The 24,598-nt window shown below is 69.9% G+C and carries 20 protein-coding genes; 3 read left to right on the top strand and 17 right to left on the bottom strand.

Features of this window, described 5'->3' with window-relative positions:
- Window positions 1–8: 8 nt before the first annotated feature.
- From BLQ03_RS03075 to rsmI, 17 genes are all read right to left on the bottom strand, one after another.
- Window positions 9–1,244: a glycerate kinase type-2 family protein gene (locus BLQ03_RS03075; protein WP_090752610.1), complete on the bottom strand. Its 1,236-nt coding sequence runs from the start codon at window positions 1,242–1,244 to the stop codon at window positions 9–11.
- On the bottom strand, window positions 1,241–2,251 hold the full coding sequence (locus tag BLQ03_RS03070) for a LacI family DNA-binding transcriptional regulator (RefSeq protein WP_090752607.1): 1,011 nt from the start codon (window positions 2,249–2,251) through the stop codon (window positions 1,241–1,243). The genes BLQ03_RS03075 and BLQ03_RS03070 overlap by 4 nt, the downstream gene beginning before the upstream one ends.
- Window positions 2,252–2,257: 6 nt before the next feature.
- A complete protein-coding gene (locus tag BLQ03_RS03065) occupies window positions 2,258–3,430 on the bottom strand; it encodes a dihydrodipicolinate synthase family protein (protein ID WP_090752604.1) in 1,173 nt (390 codons plus the stop codon).
- On the bottom strand, window positions 3,427–5,028 hold the full coding sequence (locus BLQ03_RS03060) for a GMC family oxidoreductase (protein WP_090752601.1): 1,602 nt from the start codon (window positions 5,026–5,028) through the stop codon (window positions 3,427–3,429). Before BLQ03_RS03060 ends, BLQ03_RS03065 begins: the two co-directional genes overlap by 4 nt.
- 10 nt (window positions 5,029–5,038) lie before the next feature.
- Complete coding sequence (locus tag BLQ03_RS03055) at window positions 5,039–5,794, bottom strand: 3-ketoacyl-ACP reductase (protein WP_090752599.1); 756 nt, start codon at window positions 5,792–5,794, stop codon at window positions 5,039–5,041.
- On the bottom strand, window positions 5,791–7,269 hold the full coding sequence (locus BLQ03_RS03050; RefSeq protein WP_090752597.1) for an FAD-dependent oxidoreductase: 1,479 nt from the start codon (window positions 7,267–7,269) through the stop codon (window positions 5,791–5,793). Before BLQ03_RS03050 ends, BLQ03_RS03055 begins: the two co-directional genes overlap by 4 nt.
- Before the next feature lie 3 nt (window positions 7,270–7,272).
- Entirely contained in the window at window positions 7,273–8,385 is a 1,113-nt protein-coding gene (locus BLQ03_RS03045; protein ID WP_090752595.1) for an ABC transporter ATP-binding protein, read from the bottom strand.
- A 3-nt stretch (window positions 8,386–8,388) separates the two neighbouring features.
- A complete protein-coding gene (locus BLQ03_RS03040; protein WP_090752592.1) occupies window positions 8,389–9,270 on the bottom strand; it encodes a carbohydrate ABC transporter permease in 882 nt (293 codons plus the stop codon).
- Window positions 9,267–10,184, bottom strand: a complete 918-nt coding sequence (locus BLQ03_RS03035; protein ID WP_342672003.1) for a carbohydrate ABC transporter permease — start codon at window positions 10,182–10,184, stop codon at window positions 9,267–9,269. The genes BLQ03_RS03040 and BLQ03_RS03035 overlap by 4 nt, the downstream gene beginning before the upstream one ends.
- Window positions 10,185–10,260: 76 nt before the next feature.
- Window positions 10,261–11,514: an ABC transporter substrate-binding protein gene (locus tag BLQ03_RS03030; protein ID WP_090752590.1), complete on the bottom strand. Its 1,254-nt coding sequence runs from the start codon at window positions 11,512–11,514 to the stop codon at window positions 10,261–10,263.
- 30 nt (window positions 11,515–11,544) lie between these two features.
- The gene (locus BLQ03_RS03025; RefSeq protein ID WP_090752587.1) at window positions 11,545–13,071 is read right to left on the bottom strand and encodes an aldehyde dehydrogenase family protein; all 1,527 of its coding nucleotides are present in this window, start codon (window positions 13,069–13,071) and stop codon (window positions 11,545–11,547) included.
- Window position 13,072: 1 nt separating this feature from the next.
- Window positions 13,073–13,840 carry an enoyl-CoA hydratase/isomerase family protein gene (locus BLQ03_RS03020; protein WP_090752585.1) on the bottom strand — a complete coding sequence of 256 codons (768 nt, stop codon included), beginning with the start codon at window positions 13,838–13,840 and terminating at the stop codon, window positions 13,073–13,075.
- Entirely contained in the window at window positions 13,837–15,408 is a 1,572-nt protein-coding gene (locus tag BLQ03_RS03015) for an acyl CoA:acetate/3-ketoacid CoA transferase (RefSeq protein ID WP_090752582.1), read from the bottom strand. Before BLQ03_RS03015 ends, BLQ03_RS03020 begins: the two co-directional genes overlap by 4 nt.
- On the bottom strand, window positions 15,408–16,400 hold the full coding sequence (locus BLQ03_RS03010; RefSeq protein WP_090752579.1) for a Gfo/Idh/MocA family protein: 993 nt from the start codon (window positions 16,398–16,400) through the stop codon (window positions 15,408–15,410). Before BLQ03_RS03010 ends, BLQ03_RS03015 begins: the two co-directional genes overlap by 1 nt.
- A 143-nt stretch (window positions 16,401–16,543) precedes the next feature.
- A complete protein-coding gene (gshB, locus tag BLQ03_RS03005) occupies window positions 16,544–17,494 on the bottom strand; it encodes a glutathione synthase (protein ID WP_090752576.1) in 951 nt (316 codons plus the stop codon).
- Window positions 17,495–17,566: 72 nt separating this feature from the next.
- Window positions 17,567–17,989, bottom strand: coding sequence for a YraN family protein (locus BLQ03_RS03000; RefSeq protein WP_342672002.1), 423 nt, complete (start codon window positions 17,987–17,989; stop codon window positions 17,567–17,569).
- Entirely contained in the window at window positions 17,967–18,896 is a 930-nt protein-coding gene (rsmI, locus tag BLQ03_RS02995) for a 16S rRNA (cytidine(1402)-2'-O)-methyltransferase (protein WP_425415715.1), read from the bottom strand. Before rsmI ends, BLQ03_RS03000 begins: the two co-directional genes overlap by 23 nt.
- Window positions 18,897–19,003: 107 nt before the next feature.
- On the opposite strand from rsmI, the gene BLQ03_RS02990 reads away from it, so the two are divergent.
- From BLQ03_RS02990 to murJ, 3 genes are read left to right on the top strand one after another with little or no spacing between them, the layout of a single operon-like run.
- Window positions 19,004–20,203: a penicillin-binding protein activator gene (locus BLQ03_RS02990; RefSeq protein WP_090752570.1), complete on the top strand. Its 1,200-nt coding sequence runs from the start codon at window positions 19,004–19,006 to the stop codon at window positions 20,201–20,203.
- A 5-nt stretch (window positions 20,204–20,208) separates the two neighbouring features.
- Window positions 20,209–23,001, top strand: a complete 2,793-nt coding sequence (locus BLQ03_RS02985; RefSeq protein WP_090752567.1) for a [protein-PII] uridylyltransferase — start codon at window positions 20,209–20,211, stop codon at window positions 22,999–23,001.
- A 4-nt stretch (window positions 23,002–23,005) separates the two neighbouring features.
- On the top strand, window positions 23,006–24,538 hold the full coding sequence (gene murJ, locus BLQ03_RS02980) for a murein biosynthesis integral membrane protein MurJ (RefSeq protein WP_090752564.1): 1,533 nt from the start codon (window positions 23,006–23,008) through the stop codon (window positions 24,536–24,538).
- The last annotated feature ends 60 nt before the right edge of the window (window positions 24,539–24,598 follow it).

Raw genomic sequence — 24,598 nt, 5'->3', positions numbered from 1 at the left:
GGGGCACCTCAGGGGGCTTCGATCAGGATGGCGCGGAAGTCGTTGACGTTGGTCAGCGTCGGGCCGGTCACGACCTGCCCGCCGATGCGGCCGAAGAAGCCATGGGCGTCGTTGCTGTCCAGCGCGGCCCCTGCATGGGTGCCCGCCGCAGCCGCGCGGGCCAGCGTCTCGGGGCCGACCAGCGCGCCCGCGACCTCGGCCGCGCCGTCCACGCCGTCGGTGTCGCAGGCGATGGCATGGATGCCTGGCGCGCCCTTCAGCGCCAGGGCCAGCGCCAGCGCATATTCGGCGTTCGGCCCGCCGGTGCCGTCGCCGCGCCGGGTGACGGTCAGCTCGCCCCCCGACAGGATCACGCGCGGCCCCTTGGCGGCAAGCGCCAGCGCGGCATGGGCAGCCGCGACGTCCCGGGCCTCGCCTTCAAGCGCATCGCCCAAGGTCTCCACCGCATAGCCCTGCGCCCGTGCCAGCTCCGCTGCCGCCTCGAGCGAGCGCGAGGGCGCGGCATAGACCACGTTCTCGACCCGCGACAGCGCCGGGTCCTCGGGCGGGCGCACGCCGGTCGGGCCTTCCAGCACCGCGCGGACCGAGGGCGGCGCTTCGATCCCCCAGCGGTCCAGGATTGCGCGGGCCTCCTCGGCCGTCGAGCGGTCCCCGACCGTCGGCCCCGAGCCGATCAGCGCCGGGTCGTCCCCCGGCACGTCCGACACCATCAGCGCCAGCATCCGCGCAGGGTATGCGGCGGCGGCAAGCTGGCCGCCCTTGACCCGGCTGAGGTGCTTGCGCAGCACGTTCATCTGCCCGATGGGCGCGCCGCTTGCCAGCAGCGCGCGGTTCACCGCCTGCTTTTCCTCCAGCGTCACCTCGCCCGCAGGCGCGCAAAGCAGCGCCGAGGCCCCGCCCGAGATCAGCGCCAGGACGAAGTCACCCTCACCCAGGCCTTCCAGCAGCGCCAGCATGCGGCGCGTGGCGTCCACCCCCGCCTGGTCGGGGACGGGATGGGCGGCCTCGATGATCTCGATGCCCTGCGTGGGCCGGGCATAGCCGTAGCGGGTGATCACCAGCCCCTCGCAGGGCCCCCAGGCGGCCTCGACCGCCTCGGCCATGCGCGCGCTGGCCTTGCCCGCGCCGATCACGAGGACGCGGCCCGCCGGACGCTCGGGCAGGAAGCCCCCGAGGCTTTCCATGGGGTCGGCCACGGCGACGGCCCGGTCGAACATGGCGCGCAGAAGCTGGGGTGGGGTCATGCGGTTACTCCAAGGCTGGACCGGCGGGGGACAAGGGTCACCCCTTCGCGGCGTTCGGGCGGAGGATGGCGGCCCTCGCGCAGCCAGTCCAGAAGGGTTGCGGCCACGTCGCGGCCGAACTTGGCGATATCGCAGCTGACGGAACTGAGGTCAGGCCAGACCTGCGCGCATTCCTCGATGTCGTCGAAGCCGACCAGCCGGATGTCGCGGCCGGGCATCCGCCCCGCCCGCGCAAGCCCCGCCATCAGGCCCAGCATCACCAGGTCGTTGAAGGCCAGCACGGCGTCAATGGAAGGGTCGGCCACGATGCGCGGCGCGGCGACGTTCAGCCCCCAGCCGCGCGAACTCGCGCCCCCGATCACCAGGGGCTCGATCCCCCGCGCTTCCAGCACCTCAAGATAGCCGGACCGGCGCTCGGCGGTGATGGGGCGCCCGTCAAGGCCGCCCACGAAGGCGATGCGGCGCGCGCCCTGGTCCAGCAGGTGGCGCGTCGCCTGCCGCCCGCCGTCGGTGTAGTCGAAGCTGGCAAAGGGAAAGAGGTCCATTCGCGGGTCCGCCTGCCGCAGCACCTGCAACGTCGGCACAGCCGCGCGCGACAACTGATCAAAGATCCCCCCGCCCTCGCCGAAGGCGGGCGAGATCACCAGCGCGGCCACGCCATGTTCTATCATCGATCGCGCGATGCGGGCCTGCGCGCCCGCGTCCTCGTCCGAGTTGGCGATCACCACGGCATAGTCATGCTGGGCCACGGCCATCTGGAACGAGGCCGCGAATTCCGTGAAGAAGGGGTTCCTGAGGTCGTTGATGATCAGCCCGATCAGCCCGCCGGAACTGGACCGCAGGCCCGCGGCCGCGCGGTTGTAGACATAGCCCAGCCGCGCCATCACCGCGCGCACGTCGCGGGCGGTTTCCTCGCGCACCAGCGGGCTGTTCTTGAGCACCAGCGAGACGGTGGACTTGGACAGGCCCGCCGCGCGGGCCACGTCGTTGATGGTGGGTCGGCGCATGGGGCCTCAGGTTCCGATGCCGTTCACCGCCAGCAGGTGGCCCATCCGCCGCACGGCCAGATCGGGCCGGGCCAGCAGGCGGGCCTGGTCGGCCAGGCGGAACACCTCGGCATAATGGCCGATGGAGCGCGCGGACTGAAGGCCCCCCGGCATGGCGAAGTGATCCTGCGCCCCGTTCAGCCAGGCAAGAAAGGCGACCCCCGCCTTGTAGAACTGCGTGGGCGCCCGGAAGATCTCGCGCGACAGGGGCACGGTCGGGTCCAGGAGCGCGCGGTAGGTGGCGGTATCGCCCTGCGCCAAGGCCTCCACCGCCTGCGAGGCGGCGGGGGCGATGGCGGCGAAGATGCCCAGAAGCGCATGGGAATGGCGCTGGCCGTCCCCCTCGATCAGCGGGGCATAGTTGAAGTCGTCGCCGGTATAAAGCCGCACGCCGTCCGGCAGGCGGGCGCGGAAGGCTTCCTCATGCGCCTGGTCCAGCAGCGAGATCTTGATGCCGTCCACCTTGGCGGCGTTTTCTCCGATGATGCGCAGGACAAGCTCGGTCGCCTGCGCCAGATCGCCGGCGCCCCAGTAGCCCGCCAGCGCCGGGTCGAACATGGGTCCGAGCCAATGCAGGATCACCTTGTCGCGGGCCTGCCCCAGCAAGCGGCCATAGACGCGGGCATAGGCATCCGGCCCCGCGCCAAGGCTGGGCAGCGCGCGGGTGGCCATCAGGATCACCTGCCCGCCGGCAGCCTCGATCGCCTCCATCTGCGCCTCATAGGCGGCGATGATGGCGCCCTCGCTGGTCAGTTCGGCCGGGGGCACGCCGTCGGTCCCGGCGCCGCAGGCGACGCGGGGCTTCAGGGGATGGGCCTTGGCCTCGCGCATGGTGCGGTCGATCAGCTCGCGCGCGGTGGGCCAGTCCACGCCCATGCCGCGCTGGGCGGTGTCCATCGCCTCGGCCAGCCCCAGCCCCTGGTCCCACAGCCAGTGGCGGAAGCGCAGCGTGGCGTCCCAATCCACCGCCGGGCGGCCGCCCCAGGGATCGCGTTCGCGCAGGGGATCGCTGACGACATGGGCGGCGGCGAAGGCCGTGCGGGTCAGGGAGACGCGGGGTGCGCGCGGTTCCAGCGGCGCGCCGGTCAGGGTATGGGCTTCAAGCCGCCCCTCGGCGGTCGGCAGGGTGATGGTGATCATGGGCTTGTCCCCCGGTCGGCGCGGATCATGTCGGCGGCCTTTTCCGCGATCATGATCGTGGGCGCGTTGGTGTTCGACGAAACCAGCCGCGGCATGATCGAGGCGTCCACGACGCGCAGCCGCTCGATTCCGTTCAGCCGCAGCCGCGGGTCCACCACCGCCGCCGGGTCCGAGCCCATGCGGCAGGTGCCCGCCGGGTGGTGGTCGGTCTTGGCGTTGCGGCAGGCGTAGCGGAAATAGTCCTCGTCGGTGACGACCTCGGGGCCGGGCAGCACCTCGCGCCGGACAAGGGGCTTCAGCGCCTCCTGCCGCATGATCTCCTGCGCGAGCTTCAGGCCTCGGATCGACATCTCGCAGTCATGCGGATCGGCCCAGTAGTTCGGATCGATCAGCGGCGCGGCCCCCGGATCGGCCGAGGCCAGCCGCACCGTCCCGCGCGAGCGCGGGCGCAGGTAGGCCGAGTTCAGCGTGACGCCCCCGTCCGGCATCGCCGCCACCCCCGCCTCGATCCCCGAGCCGAGCCCCAGGTGCAACTGGATGTCGGGCGAGCGCGCATGGGGATCGGCGTACCAGAAGCCGCCGGTTTCAAACAGGCTGGAGGCCACCGGCCCCTTGCGCGTCAGCAGGTATTGCAGCCCTGCCAGCGCCGACAGATGCGGCTTCGCGTAGCGGTCGTAGGTATGCCGGCCGGTGCATTCGGCGATCACGAACAGGTCCACGTGGTCCTGCAGGTCCGCGCCCACGCCGGGCTGATCCAGCAGCACGGGAACGCCGACCTCGCGCAGGTGTTCGGCGGGTCCGATCCCCGACAGCATCAGCAGGCGCGGCGAGCCGATGGCGCCTGCCGACAGGATCACCTCGGTTTCCGCCGTGATCCGTTCCGGCCCGGCCTTGCCCGCAAGCTCGATCCCCGTGGCGCGGCCGCTTTCCACCACGATCCGCAGCACCTGCGCGCCCGAGCGCACCGTCAGGTTCGGCCTGCGCCGCGCGGGGTCGAGGAAGGCCACGGCGGTCGAGGAACGCCGCGCCTTCCGCTGAGTCAGCTGGTAATAGCCCACGCCGTCCTGCGTGGCGCCCGTCATGTCGGGGTTGAAGGGAATCCCAAGCTCGCCCGCCGCGCGGAAATAGGCCTCGCAGATCGGCAGGGGGGCGGCGGGCTTCGAGACGCCCAAGGGGCCGCCCTGGCCGTGATAGCGGTCGTGGAAGCTGTCGTTGTCCTCGGACTTGCGGAAATACGGCAGCACGTCCTCGTCGGCCCAGCCCTCGCAGCCGAGCTGGCGCCATTCGTCATAGTCCAGCGCATTGCCGCGCGTGTAGATCTGCGCGTTGATGCTGGAGCCGCCGCCGAGGACGCGCGCCTGGGTGTAGCGGATCACCATGCCGCCCATGTGGCGCTGCGGGACCGTGTGCCAGCCCCAGCTGCCGATGCCCCTGGTCATCTTCGCGAAACCGGCGGGCATGGCGTAGAAAGGGTGGCGCGGGCGGCCTCCGGCCTCAACCAGCAGCACGCGGGCGTCGGGGTTCTCGGTCAGGCGGTTGGCCAGCACGCAGCCCGCGCTGCCGCCGCCGACGATGATGTAGTCAAAGCCTTCGGGCATCCTCGTCCCTTCACAAACGGTGCAGCGACAGGCCGCCATCAACGGGGATGACGGCGCCGGTCGAGAAGGCCATCGCGCCCTCCGCCAGGGGCAGGACGGCCGCGCCTATGTCGGCGGGCACGCCCCAGCGGCCTGCGGGGACAAGGCCCTCGGCGATGCGGGCGTCGTATTTCGCGGCGACCCCTTCGGTCATGGCGGTGCGGATGATGCCGGGGCGCAGTTCGAAGACGCCGATGCCTTCGGGGGCGAGCCGCGCCGCGTAGAGCCGGGTCATCATCGAGGCCGCGGCCTTCGACAGGCAGTACTCGGCACGCTCGACCGAGACGAGCTCGGCGCTGACCGAGGTCACGAAGATCATCGCGCGATAATTCGGCGCAGGCGTGTCCACCATCCGCCGCGCCACGGCCTGCGCCAGGAAGAAGCCGCCGCGCAGGTTCACGCCCATGACGAGGTCGAAGCTGTCCGCAGACATCTCCAGCATGTCGCCGCGCGACAGCGCCGGGACGCCCGCATTCGACACGAAGGTGGTGATCGGACCCAACGCGGCCTCGACCCGCTCGACCAGCCCCGGGGCGGCAGCAATGTCGGTCAGGTCGTGGCGGAAGTAGCGTGCCCCCGGCAGGGCACCCAGCGCTTCGGTGACGGCAGGATCGTCCTCGGGCCGCTCGGCCGCCAGCGCCACGGTCCAGCCCGCGCCCGCCAGCGCGGTGGCAATGCCGAGGCCGATGCCCTGCTGGCCGCCGGTGATCAGGGTGATGCGGCTCATGCCCCTGCCCCCTCGCTGATGCGGTGGGCAACCCGCAGCGCATGGGCCGCGACGGTCAGGGCGGGGTTCACGGCGGCCGAGGTCGGCAGGACGCTCGCATCCGCAATGAACAGGTTCGGGTGGTCATGCGCCCGCCCCCAGGGGTCCACCACGCTTGCAGCCGGGTCCAGCCCTATCCGCGCCGTGCCGCATTGGTGCGAGGGCGTGCGCCGGTCGAAGGCCCGCGACAGGACCAGCGGATAGCCCGCCCGCCGCAGGTCGCGCTTGAGCCGGGCGACCAGCGCCAGATGCGCCTCCCAGTTGGACCGCCGCCAGTCCAGGCGGATGCGGCCGTTTTCCACCGTCACCCGGCTGTCGGGCGAGGGCAGGTCCTCGGACATGGCGTAAAGGTCCAGCGCGTGGTCCGCGATCCAGTGCGCCGCGCGCCGGGGCAGGCCCGAGGTCGCGGCGAGGATCGGCCCCGACACGCGGCCCAGCATCTGCACGTTGCCCAAGGGCTCTCCGTTCGGGCCGCCGGTCAGGTAGTAGTCGTTGATCATCAGCGTCTTCTGGTAGACCGAGCGGTTCCTGCGCCAGGGATGCACCGCCAGCACGGCCGAGGCATTGTGGTTCATGAAGTTCCGCCCGACCTGGTCCGAGCGGTTGGCAAGTCCCCTCGGGTGCGCCTCGGAGCCCGAGGACAGCAGCAGCGCCGCCGTGTTCACCGCACCCGCCGCCAGCACCACCGTTGCGGAGGTCAGCCGCCGCCCGTCCTGCAGCCGCAGAGCGGTGACGCGGTTGCCTTGGGTTTCCAGCGCGGCCACCCGCGCGCCGGTCAGCAGCGTGACGTTCGGATGCGCCAGCGCCTGCGCGATGCCGACGGACTCGGCGTCCATCTTGGCGCCGGTCGTGTCAGGAAAGGCGTCCCATGGCGTCTTGGCACGTTCCAACCAGCGGTCGAGATCCACCCCCAGCGGCAGATGCGAGGGATGCAGCCCGATCCGGCGCAGGCGCGCGCGCAGGTCCGCGATCTCGGGCTCGTCGGACACGGGCGGATGCGGGAATGGGGTCGAACGCGGCGGGTCGGTCGGGTCGTCCTCGGTCCCGCGCACCTGGAACATGGCCTCGGCGCGGGCGTACCAGGGCTCGTAGTCCGCGTAGCCCAGCGGCCAGCCGGGCGTGGTCCCGCCCATGTGGCGGATGGGGCCGAAGTCCTCGGCCCGATAGCGGATCAGCACCGCGCCGTAGAACTTGGAGTTGCCGCCGACGTAGTAATAGTTGCCGGGGTTGAAGGGCCGGCCCTCGCCGTCGAGCCAGCTTTCCTCGGGGCGGAAGCGGCCGTCGCGGAAGATCGCCTGCGGGTCGCGGCAATGGGGCGCGTCGGCCAGCCGTTCGCCGCGCTCAAGGATCAGGATGCGCCGCCCCGAAGGGGCCAGCGCCGCTGCCGCCGTCGCCCCGCCGATCCCCGAGCCCACGATGATGATGTCGGCATCCATTCCTCAGTCCCCGATCCGCGCTTCGGTCCGGGGATCGAAGACCACGGCCTTGTCCATGTTCAGCCGGAAGGGAAACTGCGCCCCAACGCGGGGCTGCGAATTGGCGCGCAGCCGCGCCACCACGTCGCGCCCGCCGACCGTGAAGGCCGCAAAGGTGTCCGCGCCCGCCGGTTCCACCACCGAAACGACATGATCCACCTGCTCGACCAGTTGCGCGCTGCTGTCGGCGCCACCCTCGTCGGTGATCGCCTCGGGGCGCAGGCCCAGGATCACCTCGCGCCCGTCCTGCGCAGCCAGCGCGGGCTGGCCCAGCCGCAGCAGCTTCTGCGAGGCGCCGTCCAGCGTGACCTGCGCATGCGGCGCACCGTCGCGGACGACGATGCGCGCGGGCATCAGGTTCATGGACGGGTTGCCCATGAAGCTGGCGACAAAGGTGTTAGCCGGCCGGTCATAGATTTCCCGCGGCGTGCCCAGTTGCTGGACATGGCCCTTGTTCATCACGGCGATGCGGGTGGACAGCGTCAGCGCCTCGATCTGGTCGTGGGTGACATAGACGGTGGTGCGGCCCAAGCGGTGGTGCAGCTTCTTGATCTCGGTCCGCATGTCCACGCGCAGCTTCGCGTCGAGGTTCGACAGCGGCTCGTCGAACAGGAAGACATCGGGGTCGCGCACCAGCGCCCGTCCCATCGCGACCCGCTGGCGCTGCCCGCCCGACAGCTGCCCGGGCTTTCGGTCCAGCAGGTGGCCGATCTGCAGAAGCTGCGCCACGTCCTTCAGCGCGCGCTCGCGTTCCGCCTTGGGAACGCCGTGCATCTCAAGCCCGAAGGTCATGTTCTGGCCCACGGTCATGTTGGGGTAAAGCGCGTAGCTCTGGAACACCATGGCGATGTTGCGGCGCGAGGGGTGGACCTCGTTCACCACCCGCCCGTTGATCGAGATCGTCCCCGAGGTGATGTCCTCGAGCCCCGCGATCATGTTCAGCAGCGTCGATTTCCCGCAGCCCGAGGGGCCGACGAGCACGAGGAACTCGCCCTCGCCCACCGAGATGTCCACGCGGTGCAGCACCTCGACCGTGCCATAGGACTTGGTGACGTTGTCGATGTCGAGAAAGCCCATGGGTCAGCCCTTCACAGAACCCGCCATCAGGCCGCGCACGAAATAGCGGCCCGCGACGATGTAAACCAGCAGCGTCGGCAGCGCGGCCAGGATCGCGGCCGCGAAGTGGACGTTGTATTCCCGCACGCCCGTCGAGGACTGCACGAGGTTGTTCAGCGCCACCGTCATCGGCATCGCGTCCAGCCCCGCGAAGGAGACGCCGAACAGGAAGTCGTTCCAGATGTTGGTGAACTGCCAGATGATGCAGACCACCGCGATCGGCCCCGACACGGGCAGCATGATCCGCCAGAAGATGCGGAAGAACCCCGCCCCGTCGATCATGGCCGCGCGCACCAGCTCGGTCGGGAAGGCGGCATAGTAGTTACGGAAGTAGAGCGTCGAGAAGCCGATCCCGTAGACCACGTGCACGAGGATCAGCCCCGGCAGCGAGCCCGCCAGCCCCATCAGGCCCAGCAGCCGCGCCATGGGGATCAGCACGATCTGAAAGGGGATGAAGCAGGAAAACAGCAGCAGCCCGAAGACCCAGCGGTGCCCCGGAAAGCGCCACTTGGTCAGGACATAGCCGTTGAGCGCCCCCAGCATGGTCGAGATGGCGACCGCGGGCACGACCATCAGGATCGAGTTCAGGAAATAGGGCTTCAGGCCCGTCGCCTGCACCCCGATCTGCGCCGTTGACCAGGCCGAGCGCCAGGGGTCCAGCGTGGGCTCGCGCGGCAGGGCCATCATGTTGCCGCCGGTGATCTCGGGCAGCGGCTTCAGGCTGTTGATCAGCATGACGCCCAGCGGCAGCAGGTAGAACAGCGCGAAGAAGATCAGCACCGTGACGATCAGCGCGCGCCCGATGCGGCCGGTGCGGACGGCGGTGGTCTGGGTGGCGACGCTCATCGGTCCTCTCCCTGCCGCATCTCGGCATAGATGTAGGGCACGATCACCGAGGCCACGCCCATCAGCATGATCACGGCGCTGGCCGCGCCCACGCCCATCTGGTTGCGGGTGAAGGTGTAGGAATACATGAAGGTCGCGGGCAGCTCGGTCGCCCGCCCCGGCCCCCCGCCCGTCAGCGCGATCACCAGGTCGTAGGACTTGATCGCCAGATGCGCGAGGATGACGAAGGCCGACAGGAACGCGGGCCGCAGCATCGGGATGACGATCCGGCGATACAAGCTGAGATTCGAGGCCCCGTCGATCTGCGCGGCCTTCAGGATCTCGTTGTCGATGCCCCGCAGGCCCGCCAGGAACATCGCCATGACGAAGCCCGAGGACTGCCAGACCGCCGCGATCACCAGCGTGTAGATCGCCATGTCGCGGTCCTTGATCCAGTCGAAGCGGAAGCTTTCCCAGCCCCACAGGTGCATCGTGTTCTCGATCCCGATGCCGGGGTCCAGAAGCCATTTCCAGGCGGTGCCGGTGACGATGAAGCTCAGCGCCATTGGGTAAAGGTAGATCGCGCGCAGGGTGCCCTCGGCGCGGATCTTCTGGTCCAGGAAGATCGCCAGCATCAGCCCGATGGCGATCGAGATCAGGATGTACAGGCTCGCGAAGATCCCGAGGTTCACCAGCGCCGTGGTCCAGGCCGACAGGCCGAACAGGCGCCGGTAGTTGTCGAAGCCCACCCAGTCGTAGCTGGGCAGCATCTTCGAGCCCGTGAAGGACAGAAAGACCGAATAGGCGATGAAGCCGTAGACGAAGACCAGCATCGCCGCGACCGAGGGCGACAGCACCAGCCTCGGCAGCCAGTCCTGCAAGCGCCCGCGCAGATCCGCACGGCTTGTCGCCGCGGGCATGGCTTCTGCGGACATGAGTTTCCTCCCGGATGGACCGCCGCGCCCTCCCGCGGCGGAAAGGGCGGGGCCGCACGGGCCCCGCGCCGGTGGCTTACTGCGCGCCCTCGACCGCGTTCACCAGTTCCTCGGCGGCCTGCTGGCTGTCGTATTCGCCGTTGAAATGCGCGGTGATGACGTCATACATCGCGTTCTTCACGGCGGCCGGGTTGGCGTGGCCGTGGCCCATGGAGCCCAGGAGCGTGCCCGCCTCGGAGGCGGCCTTGAGGTCCGCCATGCCCTTCTTGCCGCAGTCGTCGAACTCGGTGTCGGGCACATCCGTGCGCGCGGGGACCGAGCCCTTGACCGTGTTGAAGGCCACCTGGAACTCGGGCGACTCGATCGCGGCGGCCATGGCCATCTGCGCCTTGGTGGCCTCGGGATCGTCCTGCCTGAACATCATGAACTGGTCGCTGTTGAAGGTGACCGTTCCTTCCGTGCCCGGCACCCGGAAGCACAGGAAGTCGGTGCCGGGCACCTTGCCCGCGTTCAGGAACTCGCCCTTGGCCCAGTCGCCCATGATCTGGAAGGCGGCCTCGCCGTTGATGACCATCGCGCTGGCGAGGTTCCAGTCGCGGCCCGAGAAGTTGTCGTCCACGAAGCCGCGCAGCTGTTCCATCTTGTCGAAGGCCGCGACCATCTGCTCGGACCCCAGCGCCTCGGGGTCGAGGTCGATCATCGACTTCTGGTAGAACTCGGGTCCGCCCGACGCCAGGACGGCGCTGTCGAAGATCGTGGCCTCCTGCCAGGGCTGGCCGCCATGGGCCAGCGCAACCTTGCCCGCGTCCTTGGCCTTCTGCAGCGCGGCGATGAACTCGTCCCAGTTCGTGGGCTGACTGATGCCCAGTTCATCCAGCACGGCCTTGTTCGCCCAGACCCAGTTAGTCGAATGCACGTTCACCGGCGCCGCGACCCAATGGTCGCCGGGCTTGGAGAACCGCTGCAGCGCCGCCGGGATCACCGCGTTCCAGTTGCCCGCCGTCGCGACCTCGTCGAGGTTCGCCAGCACGTCGCCCTGTTCGGTCCAGTCCAGCAGGTCGAAACCCAGCACCTGCACGGCGGTCGGCGCGTCGCCTGCCGTCACGCGGGCGCGCAGCGCGGTCATCGCGGCCTCGCCGCCCCCGCCCGCCACCGGCATGTCGCGCCAGGTGATCCCCTGCCCTTCCAGGTCCTGCTTCAGCACGTTCAGCGCCGCGGCCTCTCCGCCCGAGGTCCACCAGTGCAGCACCTCGACCTCGGCAGCCGAGGCCGCCCCCGCCGAGGCGACTGCCAGGGCCGCCGACATCATCAGTCTGTCCAAAACGCGCATTCGTTCCTCCCCCTGCGCAAACCGGCCTTGTCAGCCGTTATCGACCCAGAGGCTCCGCCCCCGCGCGACGCGCATCTGGACGGTCTTGACCTCCAGGAACTCCTCCAACCCGTAGCGGCCAAGCTCCCTCCCCTGGCCGCTTTCCTTCATGCCACCGAACGGCATTTCCGCAAAGCCGTCCATCCAGGTATTCGTCCAGATCGTCCCGGCCGACACGCGGCGGGCGAAGTTCAGGCAGGTATGGACGTCGCGGCTCCAGACGCCCGCAGACAGGCCGTAGCTGGCGTCGTTGGCCAGCCGGATCGCCTCGTCCTCGGTGCGGAAGGTCAGGACCGACAGGACGGGGCCGAAGACCTCCTCGCGCGCGACCACCATGCCGGGGGTCACGTCCGCGATCACGGTCGGCGCGTAGAAGCGGCCGTCGAGGCCCGGCACCGCCAGCACGCCGCCCCCGATCACCACCCGCGCCCCTGCCTCGTGCGCGGCCCGCACATGGCCGTCGATCTTTGCAAGGTGGTCGTCCGAGATGATGGCCCCGACCTGCGTCGCCGGGTTCAGCGGGTCGCCGAAGGGCACGCGGCGGGACAGCGCGGCCACCCGGGCGACCAGGTCCTCGGCCACGTCCTCGTGCACGATGATGCGGCTGCCCGAGTTGCAGCATTCGCCTGCGTTGAAATAGACGCCGAAGGCGATGGCGTCGGCCGCAGCATCAAGGTCCGCGTCGGGAAAGATCACCTGCGGGTTCTTGCCGCCCAGTTCCAGCGAGACCTTCTTCAGCGTCCCCGAACCCGCCGCGACGATGCGCTTGCCCACGGCGGTCGAGCCCGTGAACGAAACCATGTCCACGCCCGGATGGCTGGACAGGGTCGCGCCCACCGGCTCGCCATGGCCCAGCACGATGTTGACAACGCCCGCGGGCAGCCCCGCCTCGGCCAGCAGCTCTCCGAGGATGACGGTGGTCGAAGGGGTCAACTCCGAGGGCTTCACCACCGCCGTGCAGCCCGCGGCCAGTGCGAAGGGCAGCTTCTGGCAGACGATCAGGAAGGGAAAGTTCCAGGGCGTGATGATGCCAACGGTGCCGATGGGCTCCTTGAGCACGACGCCCAGCATGTCGGGGCCGAGGCTGTTGTGGCTGTCGCCATGGACTGTCCGCGCCAGCGCCGCCGCATAGCGCCACAGGTCGGCCGCGCCCTCGATTTCGGCCAGCGCCTGGGTGATGGGCTTGCCGGATTCCAGCACCTCGATCCGGGCGATCCTTTCGCGCTCCCGGTCGATCAGCTCGGCCACGCGGCTCAGCAGGGCCGCGCGCTGCTTGCCCGGCAGAAAGCGCCAGTCGCCCCCGTCGAACGCCGCGGAAGCGGCGGCGATGGCGGCCTCGGTCTCGGCCGCGCCGCCCTTGGCGGAACGGCTGACCAGCATCCCGTGCGAGGGCGACAGGCGGTCGAAGGTGGCGCCGTCGCTGCTGTCCACCCATTCGCCGCCGATCAGGTGGCGGTTGGTCCGGGGTTCCAGTGTGACGGGGGTGGCGGGGCCTGCGATCAGGGTGTGCTCGGTCATCTCATGTCCCCGGAAAGACGGGCTTGCGCTTGGCGGCGAAGGCGGCGACGCCCTCGGCCTTGTCGGCGCTGGCGGCGATCATGCCGGACCCCAGCGCCTCGATCATGGCATCCCGATCCTCGCCAACGGCGGCGTGGATCATGTATTTCGCAACCTCGGTCGCGCGCGGCGAGGTTTCCAGCAGCTTGCCCGCAATGGCCTGGGCGGCCGCCAGCGGGTCCTCGGCGACCTCGGCCACGAAACCCGCCGCCAGCGCACGTTCGGCGCTGACCCGCCGCCCGAACAGCGCCATTTCCTTCAGCAGCGGCTCGGGGATCAGGCGCGCGAGCCGCTGCGTGCCCGACCAGCCCGGCACGATGCCGACCTGCGTTTCCGGCAGGGCAATGGTCGCGCCGGGCGCCATGACCCGAAGATCGCAGGCTGCCGCCAGTTCCAGCCCGCCGCCGAAGGCGTGGGCCTGGATCACGGCCACCGTCGGCATGGGCAGCCGCGCCAGCCGGTCGAAGATGCGATGCCCGCCCCGCACCCAGAGCCGCGCGAACTCGGCCGGCGGAATCCCGGCCCAAGCCCCGATGTCGGCGCCCGCGCAGAAGGCGCGCGGCCCTTCGGCCACCAGCAGGACGGCCCGCGCCGCGCCGTCCCGGTCCAGCCGGTCGCAATGCGCGACCAGCTGCTCCAGCATCGCGGGCGTGAAGGCGTTCAGCCGCGCGGGGTTGTCCAGCCGCAGCATGGCGATGCCACCCGCGATCTGCAGATGCACGGCGCTCACAGCGCAAGCTCCATGGGACCCTCGGCCAGCAGCGACAGCGGCATGGGGCGCGCGTCGGGGGCGATGCGGACGCGGCCCTGCGAGGCACCGACGATGTCGCGCTCGGGCTCCATCCCCGGCATGATCTCGACGGCCACCAGCCCCTCGGGCGTCAGGCGCATGACGCAGCGCTCGGTGACGTAAAGGACGTCCTGCCCCAGTTCGAGTGCCCTGCGACCCGAGAAGGTCACGTGCTCGACCTCGTCCACCATCTTGGTGAAGCGGCCGGGCTTGGTGACCCGCAGCCCATCCGGTGACAGGTCCAGTTCGGCCGCAGCCTCGAAGAAGCCGGAAAAGACCAGCTTGCGGGCGTTGGCCGTGATGTCCACGAAGCCGCCGCAGCCGGCGGTCAGATAGGGCTTCTTGCCCAGCTTGGACACGTTCACGTTGCCCTGCCGGTCCACTTCGAGGAAGGACAGGAAGGACATGTCGAAGCCGCCGCCCTGGAAATAGGTGAACTGGTTGGGCGAGGGCACGAAGCCGAAGGCGTTGGACGCGCAGCCGAAGGCGAAGCCGGTCAGGGGCATCCCGCCCACGGCGCCCTGCTCGATGGCCCAGGTGACCGCCTGCGGCTCGCCCGCCTCCAGCAGGATGCGGGGAACCAGCGCCGAGATGCCGAAGCCGAGGTTCGCCGTCTGGCCCCGCCGCAGTTCCATCGCGGCGCGGCGGGCGATGACCTTCTCGACCCCGTGCTCGGCGACCGTAAAGCTGGACCAGGGCCGCATGATCTCGCCCGAGATGGCGGGATCATAGGGCGTCTCGGTCGTCTGCCACTGGTCTGGCGCGACCACGACCAAATCCACGAGATGCCCCGGCACATGGACGTCATGGGGCCGCAGCGAGCCTGCCGCCGTCACCCGCTTGACCTGCGCGATCACCAGTCCGCGGTGGTTGCGCGTGGCGATGGCCTGGTCGAGCCCGCCCAGATAGGCGCCCTCGTGCTCATAGGTCAGGTTGCCGTTCTCGTCGGCGGTGGTGGCGCGCAGGATGCAGACATGGGGCACGATGTTGGGGAAATGCAGCCAGGTCTGGCCCCCGAAGTCCTGCCGGTGGACAATGGGGTGGGCCGCGGCGGCCTCGTTCATGGCGCAGCCCTGCCGGAGGGGATCGACAAAGGTGTCCAGGCCCACCTGCGTCAGCACGCCCGGACGGCGCGCGGCCACGTCGCGGTGCATGTCGAACATGATCCCCGAGGGCACGTTGTAGGCCTTGACCCGGTTTTCCACCACCATGCGCCAGATGTCCGGCATCGGCAGCGAGGACGGTCCCGAGGGGTAGGAGCCCGCCAGCACCCGGTCCAGCAGCCCGTCCTGCGCTAGGTGGTCCATGCCCTTGACGCCATACATGTCGCCCGCCGCGATGGGGTGCAGCGTGGTCAGGCCGCGCGGATGGCCTTCATCGCGGAACCGCTCGCCCAATGCGGCCAGCACCGCGTCGGGACAGCCCAGCGCCGAGGAGGAGGAGACGCTGACGACCGCGTCATCCCCGATCTGCGCCACGGCCTCGGCGGCGGAAACGATCCGGGCCATCAGATCCCTCCGTAATCAACGGGGATGCGGCGGCCGGTGCGGGCAGCCTCGGCCACGGCCAGCGCCACGGCAAGCGAGCGGACCCCGTCCTCGCCATCCGCCGCCGGGCGGCCCCGGCCCTGCGCGGCCTCGGTGAACAGGCGGACGCTGCGGTGGTAAAGGTTGTGGTCCTCGAAGGGGATCGCCTCGGTGCCCGTCTGCGTGACCAGCGTGACCTCGCCCACCGGGCGGCCGGTCATGACGTTGCGGGCGAAAATCGACCCCTCGGTGCCGTGGATCTCGATCCCCGTGCCCGCGAAGCCATGGGTGAAGCTTTCATGGGCCATGACCTGCGCGCCCGAGGGCATGGACCAGATAGACATGACGTTGTCCTCGACCCCCGCGCCCAGGCCCGCGTCGGCGGTCATGGCCACGACCTCGGCCGGGTTCTCGTCCAGGTGGAAGCGGACGGTGTCGGCGTCGTGCACGACGATATCGGGGATCACCCCGCCGCCCGCGGCCGGGTTGTCGACGCGCCAGCCCTGAAGATGAGCAGGAAGCTGGACCGCGTGAAAGACGCGGACGCTCTGCACGCGCCCGATCCGGCCCGCACGGATGGCGTCGCGGATGGCAAGGTGGCTGCCCGCGTTGCGCAGATGGTGGTTGGTGCCGAAGACCAGCCCTGCCTGACGGGCGGCGGCGACCATCGTCACGGCATCCGCCACGTTCATCGCGAGCGGCTTTTCGCAAAGCACATGCTTGCCCGCCGAGATGGCCGCCATGGCCTGCGGGAAATGCTTTTCATTGGTGGTCGAGATGTAGACGGCATCCACTCCGTCCAGCAGGCTGTTGAGTTCCGTTGTGCTGGCTGCGATCCCGTGGCGCGCGGCAAAGTCCTGCCCGCGCCGGCTATCGCCTGACAGGACCGAGGCGATCTCTCCTCCGCTCGCCCGGATGGCATCGATCATCTGCGTGGCGGCGATGTTGCTCGCGCCGATCAGGCCCCAACGCATCCGCATCCTCCATTTGGACCGTTCCAATGTCTTTGGAACGGTTCGATCTTTCTGTCAACTCCGATGTTGCAGCTTGTCGAAAAGCAAAAGGGTCAGGCGCGATCCGGGCCTGACCCTTCGGGGCGTCAGTGTTCCGTTCGCCCTCAGCCCTGGGCGGCGCGGCGGCGCTCGATGGCCTCCCAGATCAGGGCGGCGGCGTTGATGCCATCGAAGCGTTCCAGTTCCTGGATGCCGGTCGGCGAGGTCACGTTGATCTCGGTCAGCCAGCCGTCGATCACGTCGATGCCGACGAAGATGAGGCCCTTCTCACGCAGGACCGGGCCGATGGTGGCGCAGATCTCGCGCTCGCGCTCGGTCAGGCCGACCTTTTCGGGGCGGCCGCCGACATGCATGTTGGACCGGGCCTCGCCTTGCGCGGGGATGCGGTTGATGGCGCCGACCGGTTCGCCGTCCACCAGGATGACGCGCTTGTCGCCCTTGATCACGGCGGGCAGGTATTTCTGAACGATCACCGGCTCGCGGTTGATGCCGCCGAAGAGTTCAAGCAGCGCCGACAGGTTCGCGTCGGCCTGCGGCAGGTGGAAGACCCCTGCCCCGCCGTTGCCGTAAAGCGGCTTGATGATGATCTCGTCATGGCGCTGGCGGAAGGCGCGGATCGCCTCGACGTCGCGGGCGATCATCGTGGGCGGCGTCAGGTCGGGGAAGTCCAGCACGAAGAGCTTCTCGGGCGAGTTGCGGACCCAGAAGGGATCGTTCACCACCAGCACCCTGGGATGGATGCGGTCCAGAAGGTGGGTGGTTGTGACATAGCCCATGTCGAAGGGCGGGTCCTGGCGCAGCCAGACGACATCGAACTCGGTCAGTTCGGCTGTGCGCCACTCGCCGAAGCTGACGTGGTTGCCCTGTTCCCGCCGCAGGGTCACGTCGCGGCCACGGGCGAACAGCTTTCCCTCGTCGAAGATCAGCCCATCGGGCGTGTACTGGAACAGGCTGTGCCCCCGCGCCTCGGCCTCGAGCCCCAGCCGGAAGGTGGAATCGGCCGAGATCGAGACATTCTCGATCGGGTCCATCTGCAGGGCGACCTTGAGGGGCATCGTCGGCTCCGGGCTGGGTTTGAACTCGCCCCCGGTTCTGGCCCGCGCCAAGGGGCGATGCAAGCCGGGCGGTCAGTTCGGGCCGAAGGCGTTCTCCACGATCTGGATCCGGCCGTCCGCATCCACCAGCGCCGCGTCGAAGCGCAACTCGGTCAGCCCACCCGTGGGCAGGTGGTCGGTGTACAGCAGCGCGGCCTGGCAGATGCGGTCCATCTGCCGGCGCGAGATGCGCTGGGCGGCGATGTCATGGGTTTCGGATTTCTTGACCTCGACGAAGACGACCGCTTCGCCGTCGCGCAGGATCAGGTCGACCTCTCCGGCCGGGCTGCGCCAGCAGCGCTCCAAGATCGTGCAGCCGCGCGCGGCATAGCGTTCGGCCACCCGCCGCTCGGCCGCGTGGCCGCTGGCATGGGCGGCGACGCCACGGGCGACGCGGAAATGCGAAGGCCGCCGGAGCGCGGGCCGTCCCGCCTCAATCCAGGGCATGATCGTCATCGTCCCGCTCCTCCTGCATGGCCAGCGCCATGCGATACACGTCCTTGCGCGGGCGCCCCGCCGCCGCCGCGACCTCGGCCGCCGCATCCCGCAGGCTCATCCGCCCCGCCCGCTCGGCCAGCGCCGCGCGCACGGCATCGTCATCCGCCACCACGGCGCCGCCTGGCGCCATGACCACCACGATCTCGCCCCGCAGCCCTTCTTCGGGGACGCTCTCCATCACCGACTGCGCCGGGCCGCGCAGCACTTCCTCGAACTTCTTGGTCAGCTCCCTGCAGACCGCGATATCACGGTCCCCATCGATCTCGCACAGATCTCTCAACATATCCTTAACGCGACGGGGGCTTTCAAAGATCACCACCGTCGCGTCCAGCCGCGCCTGGGTCTCCAGCCAGCGCCGCCGCGCGCCCTTCTGCGAGGGTGCGAAGCCCGCAAAAAGGAAGCGGTCGGTCGGCATCCCGGCAACCGTCAATGCCGCCAGCAGGGCCGAGGCGCCGGGGACCGCATGAACGCGCCCGCCCGCCTGCGCCACGTCGCGCGACAGCCGGAAGCCCGGGTCCGCCACCAGCGGCGTGCCCGCGTCCGAGCAATAGGCGACCGACTGCCCGCCTTCCACCGCCTGCAGGATCGCGGGTCGGGCGCGGTCGGCGTTGTGGTCGTGATAGGCCAGGATGCGCCGCCCGCGCAGGGGAATGCCGTGGATCGACATCAGGTGGCGCAGGGTGCGCGTGTCCTCGGCCGCCAGCAGGTCGGCCGCGTTCAGCACGTCCAGCGCCCGCAGCGTGATGTCCCGCGCCGTTCCGATGGGCGTGGCGACGAGGTAGAGCCCGGGGTCGAGCCTTGCCGCCAGCACCGAGGCCGTCAGCACCCGCGCGCCCTCTGCCGGGCCGGGTCCGTCGTCATCAATGTCCATCCTGCCGTTCCCTTCGCCTGCCGGTCCGTCAGGTTGCCACGCCGGTGGGTCTGTGGCTACCCTTCCGCCCGAACCGGCACCCCAGAACAAGGGAATCACCCATGCTCTCCATTCCCCTGCGCCTTGGCCCCGCGGGCTGGCGGCGTCCGCTGATGCGCGTGGCCGCCCTGGTGGCCGCCGCCGCCCTGGCCGCCTGCGAACCCGTCGAGCAGCAGGCCACGGGGCCGCAGACGGGGCCCACGATCGACCCCTCGCAGCCTGTCCAGGTGGCGCTGCTGGTGCCGGGCGGATCGGGGGACCCGAATTACGACTACATGGCGCGGTCCATGGCAAATGCGGCGCGGATGGCCGTGGCCGACGCGCAGGGCGCGCGGATCGACCTTCGCGTCTACGAGACCGGCGACGACGCGGGCCTTGCCGTGCGCGAGGCGAACCGGGCGGTGTCCGAAGGCGCCAAGATCATCGTGGGTCCGCTGCACGCGGAATCGGCCAACGCGGTCGGCAATGCCGTGCGGGGACGGGTGAACGTGCTGTCCTTCTCGAACAACGCCGACATCGCGGGCGGCAACCTGTTCGTGCTGGGTAACACCTTCTCGAACACCGCCAACCGGCTGGTGTCCTATGGCGTAGCCCAGGGTCTGCGCCGCTTCCTGATCGTGCACGAGACAGACGTGGCAGGCCAGATCGGCGGCGCCGCGATCGAGGGCGCCATCGCCCGCAACCGCGCCACCTTGGTCGGCAAGACGGGTCACGGCCCCACGCGGGCCGAGATGGACCGCATCGCCCCCACCATCGCCCAGGCCGCCGCCGCCAATCAGGCGCAGGCGATCTTCCTGACCGGCAACAACACCGCCGTCCTGCCCGAGATCACGGGCGCGCTGGCCAACGTGGGCCTGAGCAGCCAGTCCATCCAGTTGATGGGTCTGACGCGCTGGGACGTGCCCGGCGACCGCGCCCGCCTGCCGCAGATGCAGAACGGCTGGTTCGCCGTCCCCGACCTGTCCCGCATCGCCGAGTTCAACCGCCGCTACCAGGCGGCCTTCGGCGAAACGCCGCATGAATTCGCCACGCTCGCCTATGACGGCGTCTCGGCCGTGGCGGCCTCGGTCCGGGCGGGCCGCAGCAATGCGGTGACGACGGCGGGCCTGACGCGCAGCGGCGGCTTCGCGGGCGTCCAGGGCGCCTTCCGCCTGCTGCCCGACGGCAGCAACCAGCGCCAGCTGGCGGTCGCCACGCTGCGGAACGGCCAGCTCGTCATCATCGACGCGCCGCGCGCCAGCTTCCGCGGGGCCGGGCTCTGACCCTGGTGCGACCCGACGACGAGGAAGACCCGGCCGTCCGCACGGTCCAGAGCGCCCCGGCCCTGCCCGGGGCGCATCCGTTGTTCGACGGCGACACGGCGATTGCCGCCCTGACCGCCGAGCTGAAGGGGCTGGCGGACCCGCGCGAGATCCGCGCCCGCACCGTTGCCTGGCTGGCCGCTGCCCGGTCCGAGGCCATGGCCGACATCATCGCGGGACTTGCCACCCACCCCCGCAAGGGGCGCGAAACGGTCCGCGCCATCGCCCAGCTGACCGACGCCACGGTGCGGGCCATCCATCACGTGGCGACGAACTGCCTGCATCCGAACCTGTCCCCCACCGAGGGCGAGCGGCTGGCCGTGCTGGCCGTCGGCGGCTACGGGCGCGGCGAGATGGCGCCGCATTCCGACATCGACCTGCTGTTCCTGCTGCCGTGGAAGCCCACCGGCTGGATCGAAAGCGTCGTCGAATCGATGCTCTACATGCTTTGGGACCTCAAGCTGAAGGTGGGCCAGGCCACGCGGTCCGTGGACGAATGCATCCGCCTGGCCGAGACGGACATGGTGATCCGCACCAGCCTGCTGGAACACCGGCTGGTCTGCGGCGACGCCGTGCTGGCGCAGTCCCTGCGCGAGCGGCTCTGGCCCGAGCTGTTCGCCCGCACCGTGCCCCAGTTCATCGAGGCCAAGCTGGAAGAGCGCGAGGACCGCCACCGCCGCCAGGGCGGCCGGCGCTACGTGCTGGAGCCCAACGTCAAGGAGGGCAAGGGCGGGCTGCGTGACCTCCAGACTCTCTACTGGATCGCGAAATACATCCATCAGGTGGACCGGGCGATCGAGCTGGTGGACCTCGGCCATTTCACGCGGGCCGAGCACACCACCTTCTGGGCGGCCGAGGATTTCCTGTGGGCCGTGCGCTGCCACATGCACCTGGCCGCCGGCCGGGCGGTGGAAAAGCTCAGCTTCGACATGCAGCTCGAGGTGGCGGCGCGCATGGGATACCGCGATGCGGGCGGGCGGCGCGGCGTCGAGATCTTCATGCAGGACTATTTCCGCCAGGCGACGCGCGTGGGCGAGCTGACCCGCGTCTTCCTGACCGGCCTGGAACAGCGCCACCTGTATCGCGCGCCCCTGCTGGAACGCTTCCGCCGCCCCCGGGTGGCCGCAGGCTTCAAGGTGGAAACCGGGCGGCTGGCCATCGCCGACCCCCGGGCCTTCTTCGCCGATCCGCTGAACATCCTGCGGCTGTTCGAGGAAGCCCTGCGCAGCGGCATCCTGATCCATCCCGAGGCGATGCGCCTTGTCGCCCAGAACCTGCATCGCATCGACGACCAGGTGCGGTCCGACCCCGAGGCCGCGCGCATCTTCCTGGACCTGCTGCTGAAGCACGGCAACCCCGAGCGCGCGCTTCGCCGGATGAACGAGCTGGGCGTGCTGGGTGCCTATATCCCTGAATTCGAACGCATTGTCGCCATGATGCAGTTTAACGTCTATCACCACTACACGGTGGACGAGCACCTGATCCAGTGCGTGGCGGCGCTGGCCCAGATCGAGCGGGGCGAGCTGGTCGAGGACCTGCCCATCGTCAGCGCCATCATGGCCGAGGGCAAGCTGGACCGGACGGTCATCTATCTTGCGACCCTGCTGCACGACATCGGCAAGGGCCGGCCCGAGGACCATTCCATCATCGGCGCGCAGATCGCCCGGCGCGTCTGCCAGCGGCTGGGGCTGACGCCGGTGCAGGTCCAGCTTGTGGAATGGCTGATCCGCAACCACCTGGTCATGTCCGACGTGGCGCAGAAGCGCGACATCTCGGACCCGCGCACGCTGCGCGACTTCGCCAAGGCCGTGCGGACGCGGCGCAGGCTGGACCTGCTGACGGTGCTGACCGTCTGCGACATCCGCGGGGTGGGTCCCACCACCTGGAACAACTGGAAGGCCGAGCTGCTGCGCAAGCTGCACCGGCAGACGGCGGACCTGCTGGAGAACGGGTTCGAGGACGTCAACCGCGAGCAGCGCGTGGACGAGGCCCGGCGCAGCCTGCGCCACCTGCTGGTCGCTCAGGGCTGGGCGGCCGCCGACATCCGCGCCGAGGCCACCCGCCATTATGACAGCTACTGGCAGGGGCTGCCCACGGACACGCAGCAGGTCTTCGCCCGGCTTCTGAAGGACATCACCGCCGACGAGATCCGCATGGACCTCGACCCCGACCTGCGGCGCGACGCGACACGGGCCGCCTTCGTCATGGCGGACCACCCGGGGCTGTTCTCGCGCCTGGCAGGGGCGCTTGCACTGGTCGGCGCCAACGTGGTGGACGCGCGGACCTACACCACGCGCGACGGCTATGCGACCGCCGTCTTCTGGGTGCAGGACGCCGAGGGCAAGCCCTATTCCGCCGACCGCCTGCCCCAGCTCAAGCGCATGATCTTCCGCACGCTGGCGGGCGAGGTCGTGCCGCGCGACGCCCTGACCGAACGCGACAAGCCCAAGAAGCGCGACCGTGCCTTCCGCTTCCCGACCCACATCACCTTCGATAACGAGGGCTCGGACATCCACACGATCATCCAGGTCGACACCCGCGACCGGCCCGGCCTGCTTTACGACCTGACGCGGACGCTGGCCGCCAACCACATCCAGATCGTCAGCGCCGTGATCGCCACCTATGGCGCGCAGGTGGTGGACAGCTTCTACGTCAAGGACGCCTTCGGGCTGAAGCTGACCCAGGCCCCCAAGCGGGAAGCCCTTGAACGCAGGCTGCGACAGGCGATACGCGAAGGCGCGGAACGAGCGGAGGCCTGAATTCATGCGCGGCGGACTGGTGCGGGGGTTCATCTCCGTGGGCCTCTGGACCTTCCTGTCCCGGTTGACGGGCTTCGTGCGCGACATCCTGATGGCGCGCTGGCTGGGCACCGGGGCGCAGGCCGAGGCCTTCCTGGTGGCGCTGTCCCTGCCCAACATGTTCCGCCGCTTCTTCGCGGAAGGCGCCTTCAACACGGCTTTCGTGCCGATGTTTTCCAAGAAGCTGGAATCGGGCGAGGCGCCGCGAGCCTTCGCCGCGGACGCTTTTGCGGGCCTTGGCTTCGTGGTTGCGGTCTTCTCGGCCCTCGCGATGATCCTGATGCCGGGGCTCGTCTGGCTGATGGCGGCGGGATTCGCAGGGGACGAGCGCTTCGACCTGGCGGTCGAATACAGCCGCATCACCTTCCCCTACATCCTTCTGATCTCGCTCGCCTCGATGATCTCGGGCGTGCTGAACGCGAACGGCCGCTTCGGTGTGGCCGCCGCCGCGCCGGTCCTGCTGAACCTCCTGTTCATCGCGGGGATGCTGCTGGGGCGCTGGTTCGGCTGGGATCTCGGCCTGACGCTCGCCTGGGCGACGCCCGTCACGGGGATCGCGCAACTGGCACTGGTCTGGTGGGACGCGGCGCGCACCGGCTGGCGCTTCGCGCCGCGCCGGCCGAGGCTGACGCCCGACATGAAGCGGCTTCTGTCCATTGCAGTTCCCGCGATCTTCGCGGGCGGCGTGGTGCAGGTGAACCTGCTGGTGGGACGGCAGGTCGGGTCCTTCTTCGAAGGCGCGATCGGCTGGCTCAGCTACTCCGACCGGCTTTATCAACTGCCGCTCGGGGTCGTGGGCGCGGCGGTTGCCGTCGTCCTGCTGCCGGAGCTCTCGCGCCGCCTGCGGGCGGGCGACGAGGCGGGCGGCCAGTCGGCCCTGTCGCGCGCGACCGAGTTCGGGATGTTCCTGACCCTGCCCGCCGCCTTCGCCATCGCCGTGATCGCGGTGCCGATGGTCGCCACCCTGTTCGAGCGCGGCGCCTTCGGCCCGCATGACACCCAGATGACCGCGCGGGCGCTGATCGTCTATGCGCTGGGCCTGCCCGCCTTCGTCCTGCAGAAGATCCTGCAGCCGCTTTATTTCGCGCGTGAGGATACCAGGACGCCATTCCGCTATGCGGTGAACTCGATGGTCGTGAACGCCGTCGTCGCGGTCGGGCTGATGCCGCTGGTCGGCTTCGTGGCCGCCGCGCTGGGCACGACCGTTGCCGCCTGGGTGATGGTCGGGCAGCTCTGGTGGGGGACGCGCGGCATGGGCCAGGCCGCGCAACTGGACGGGCGGCTGCACAGCCGGCTGCCGCGGATCGTGCTGTCCTCGGCTCTGATGGCGGGGGGGTTGTGGGCGCTGCGGGGATGGCTTGCACAGGACGGCGAGGGCGACATTGCGGGCCTTGCGATCCTCGTCTTCGGCGGCGCGGCCGCCTATTTCGTCCTGAGCTTCGTGATCGGGGCGATCAGCCCTGCCGAGTTGCGCGCCAACGTGCGCCGGCGGCGCTGAGGAGCGGCGCCGAACCGGGGGCCAGCCCCATCGTCGTATACGACGATCCGGGATATTTGC

Source organism: Paracoccus chinensis, assembly GCF_900102885.1.
GTDB lineage: Bacteria > Pseudomonadota > Alphaproteobacteria > Rhodobacterales > Rhodobacteraceae > Paracoccus > Paracoccus chinensis.
Note: the sequence above shows the minus strand (reverse complement) of the source record. Positions and strands in the feature narration are given on the sequence as shown.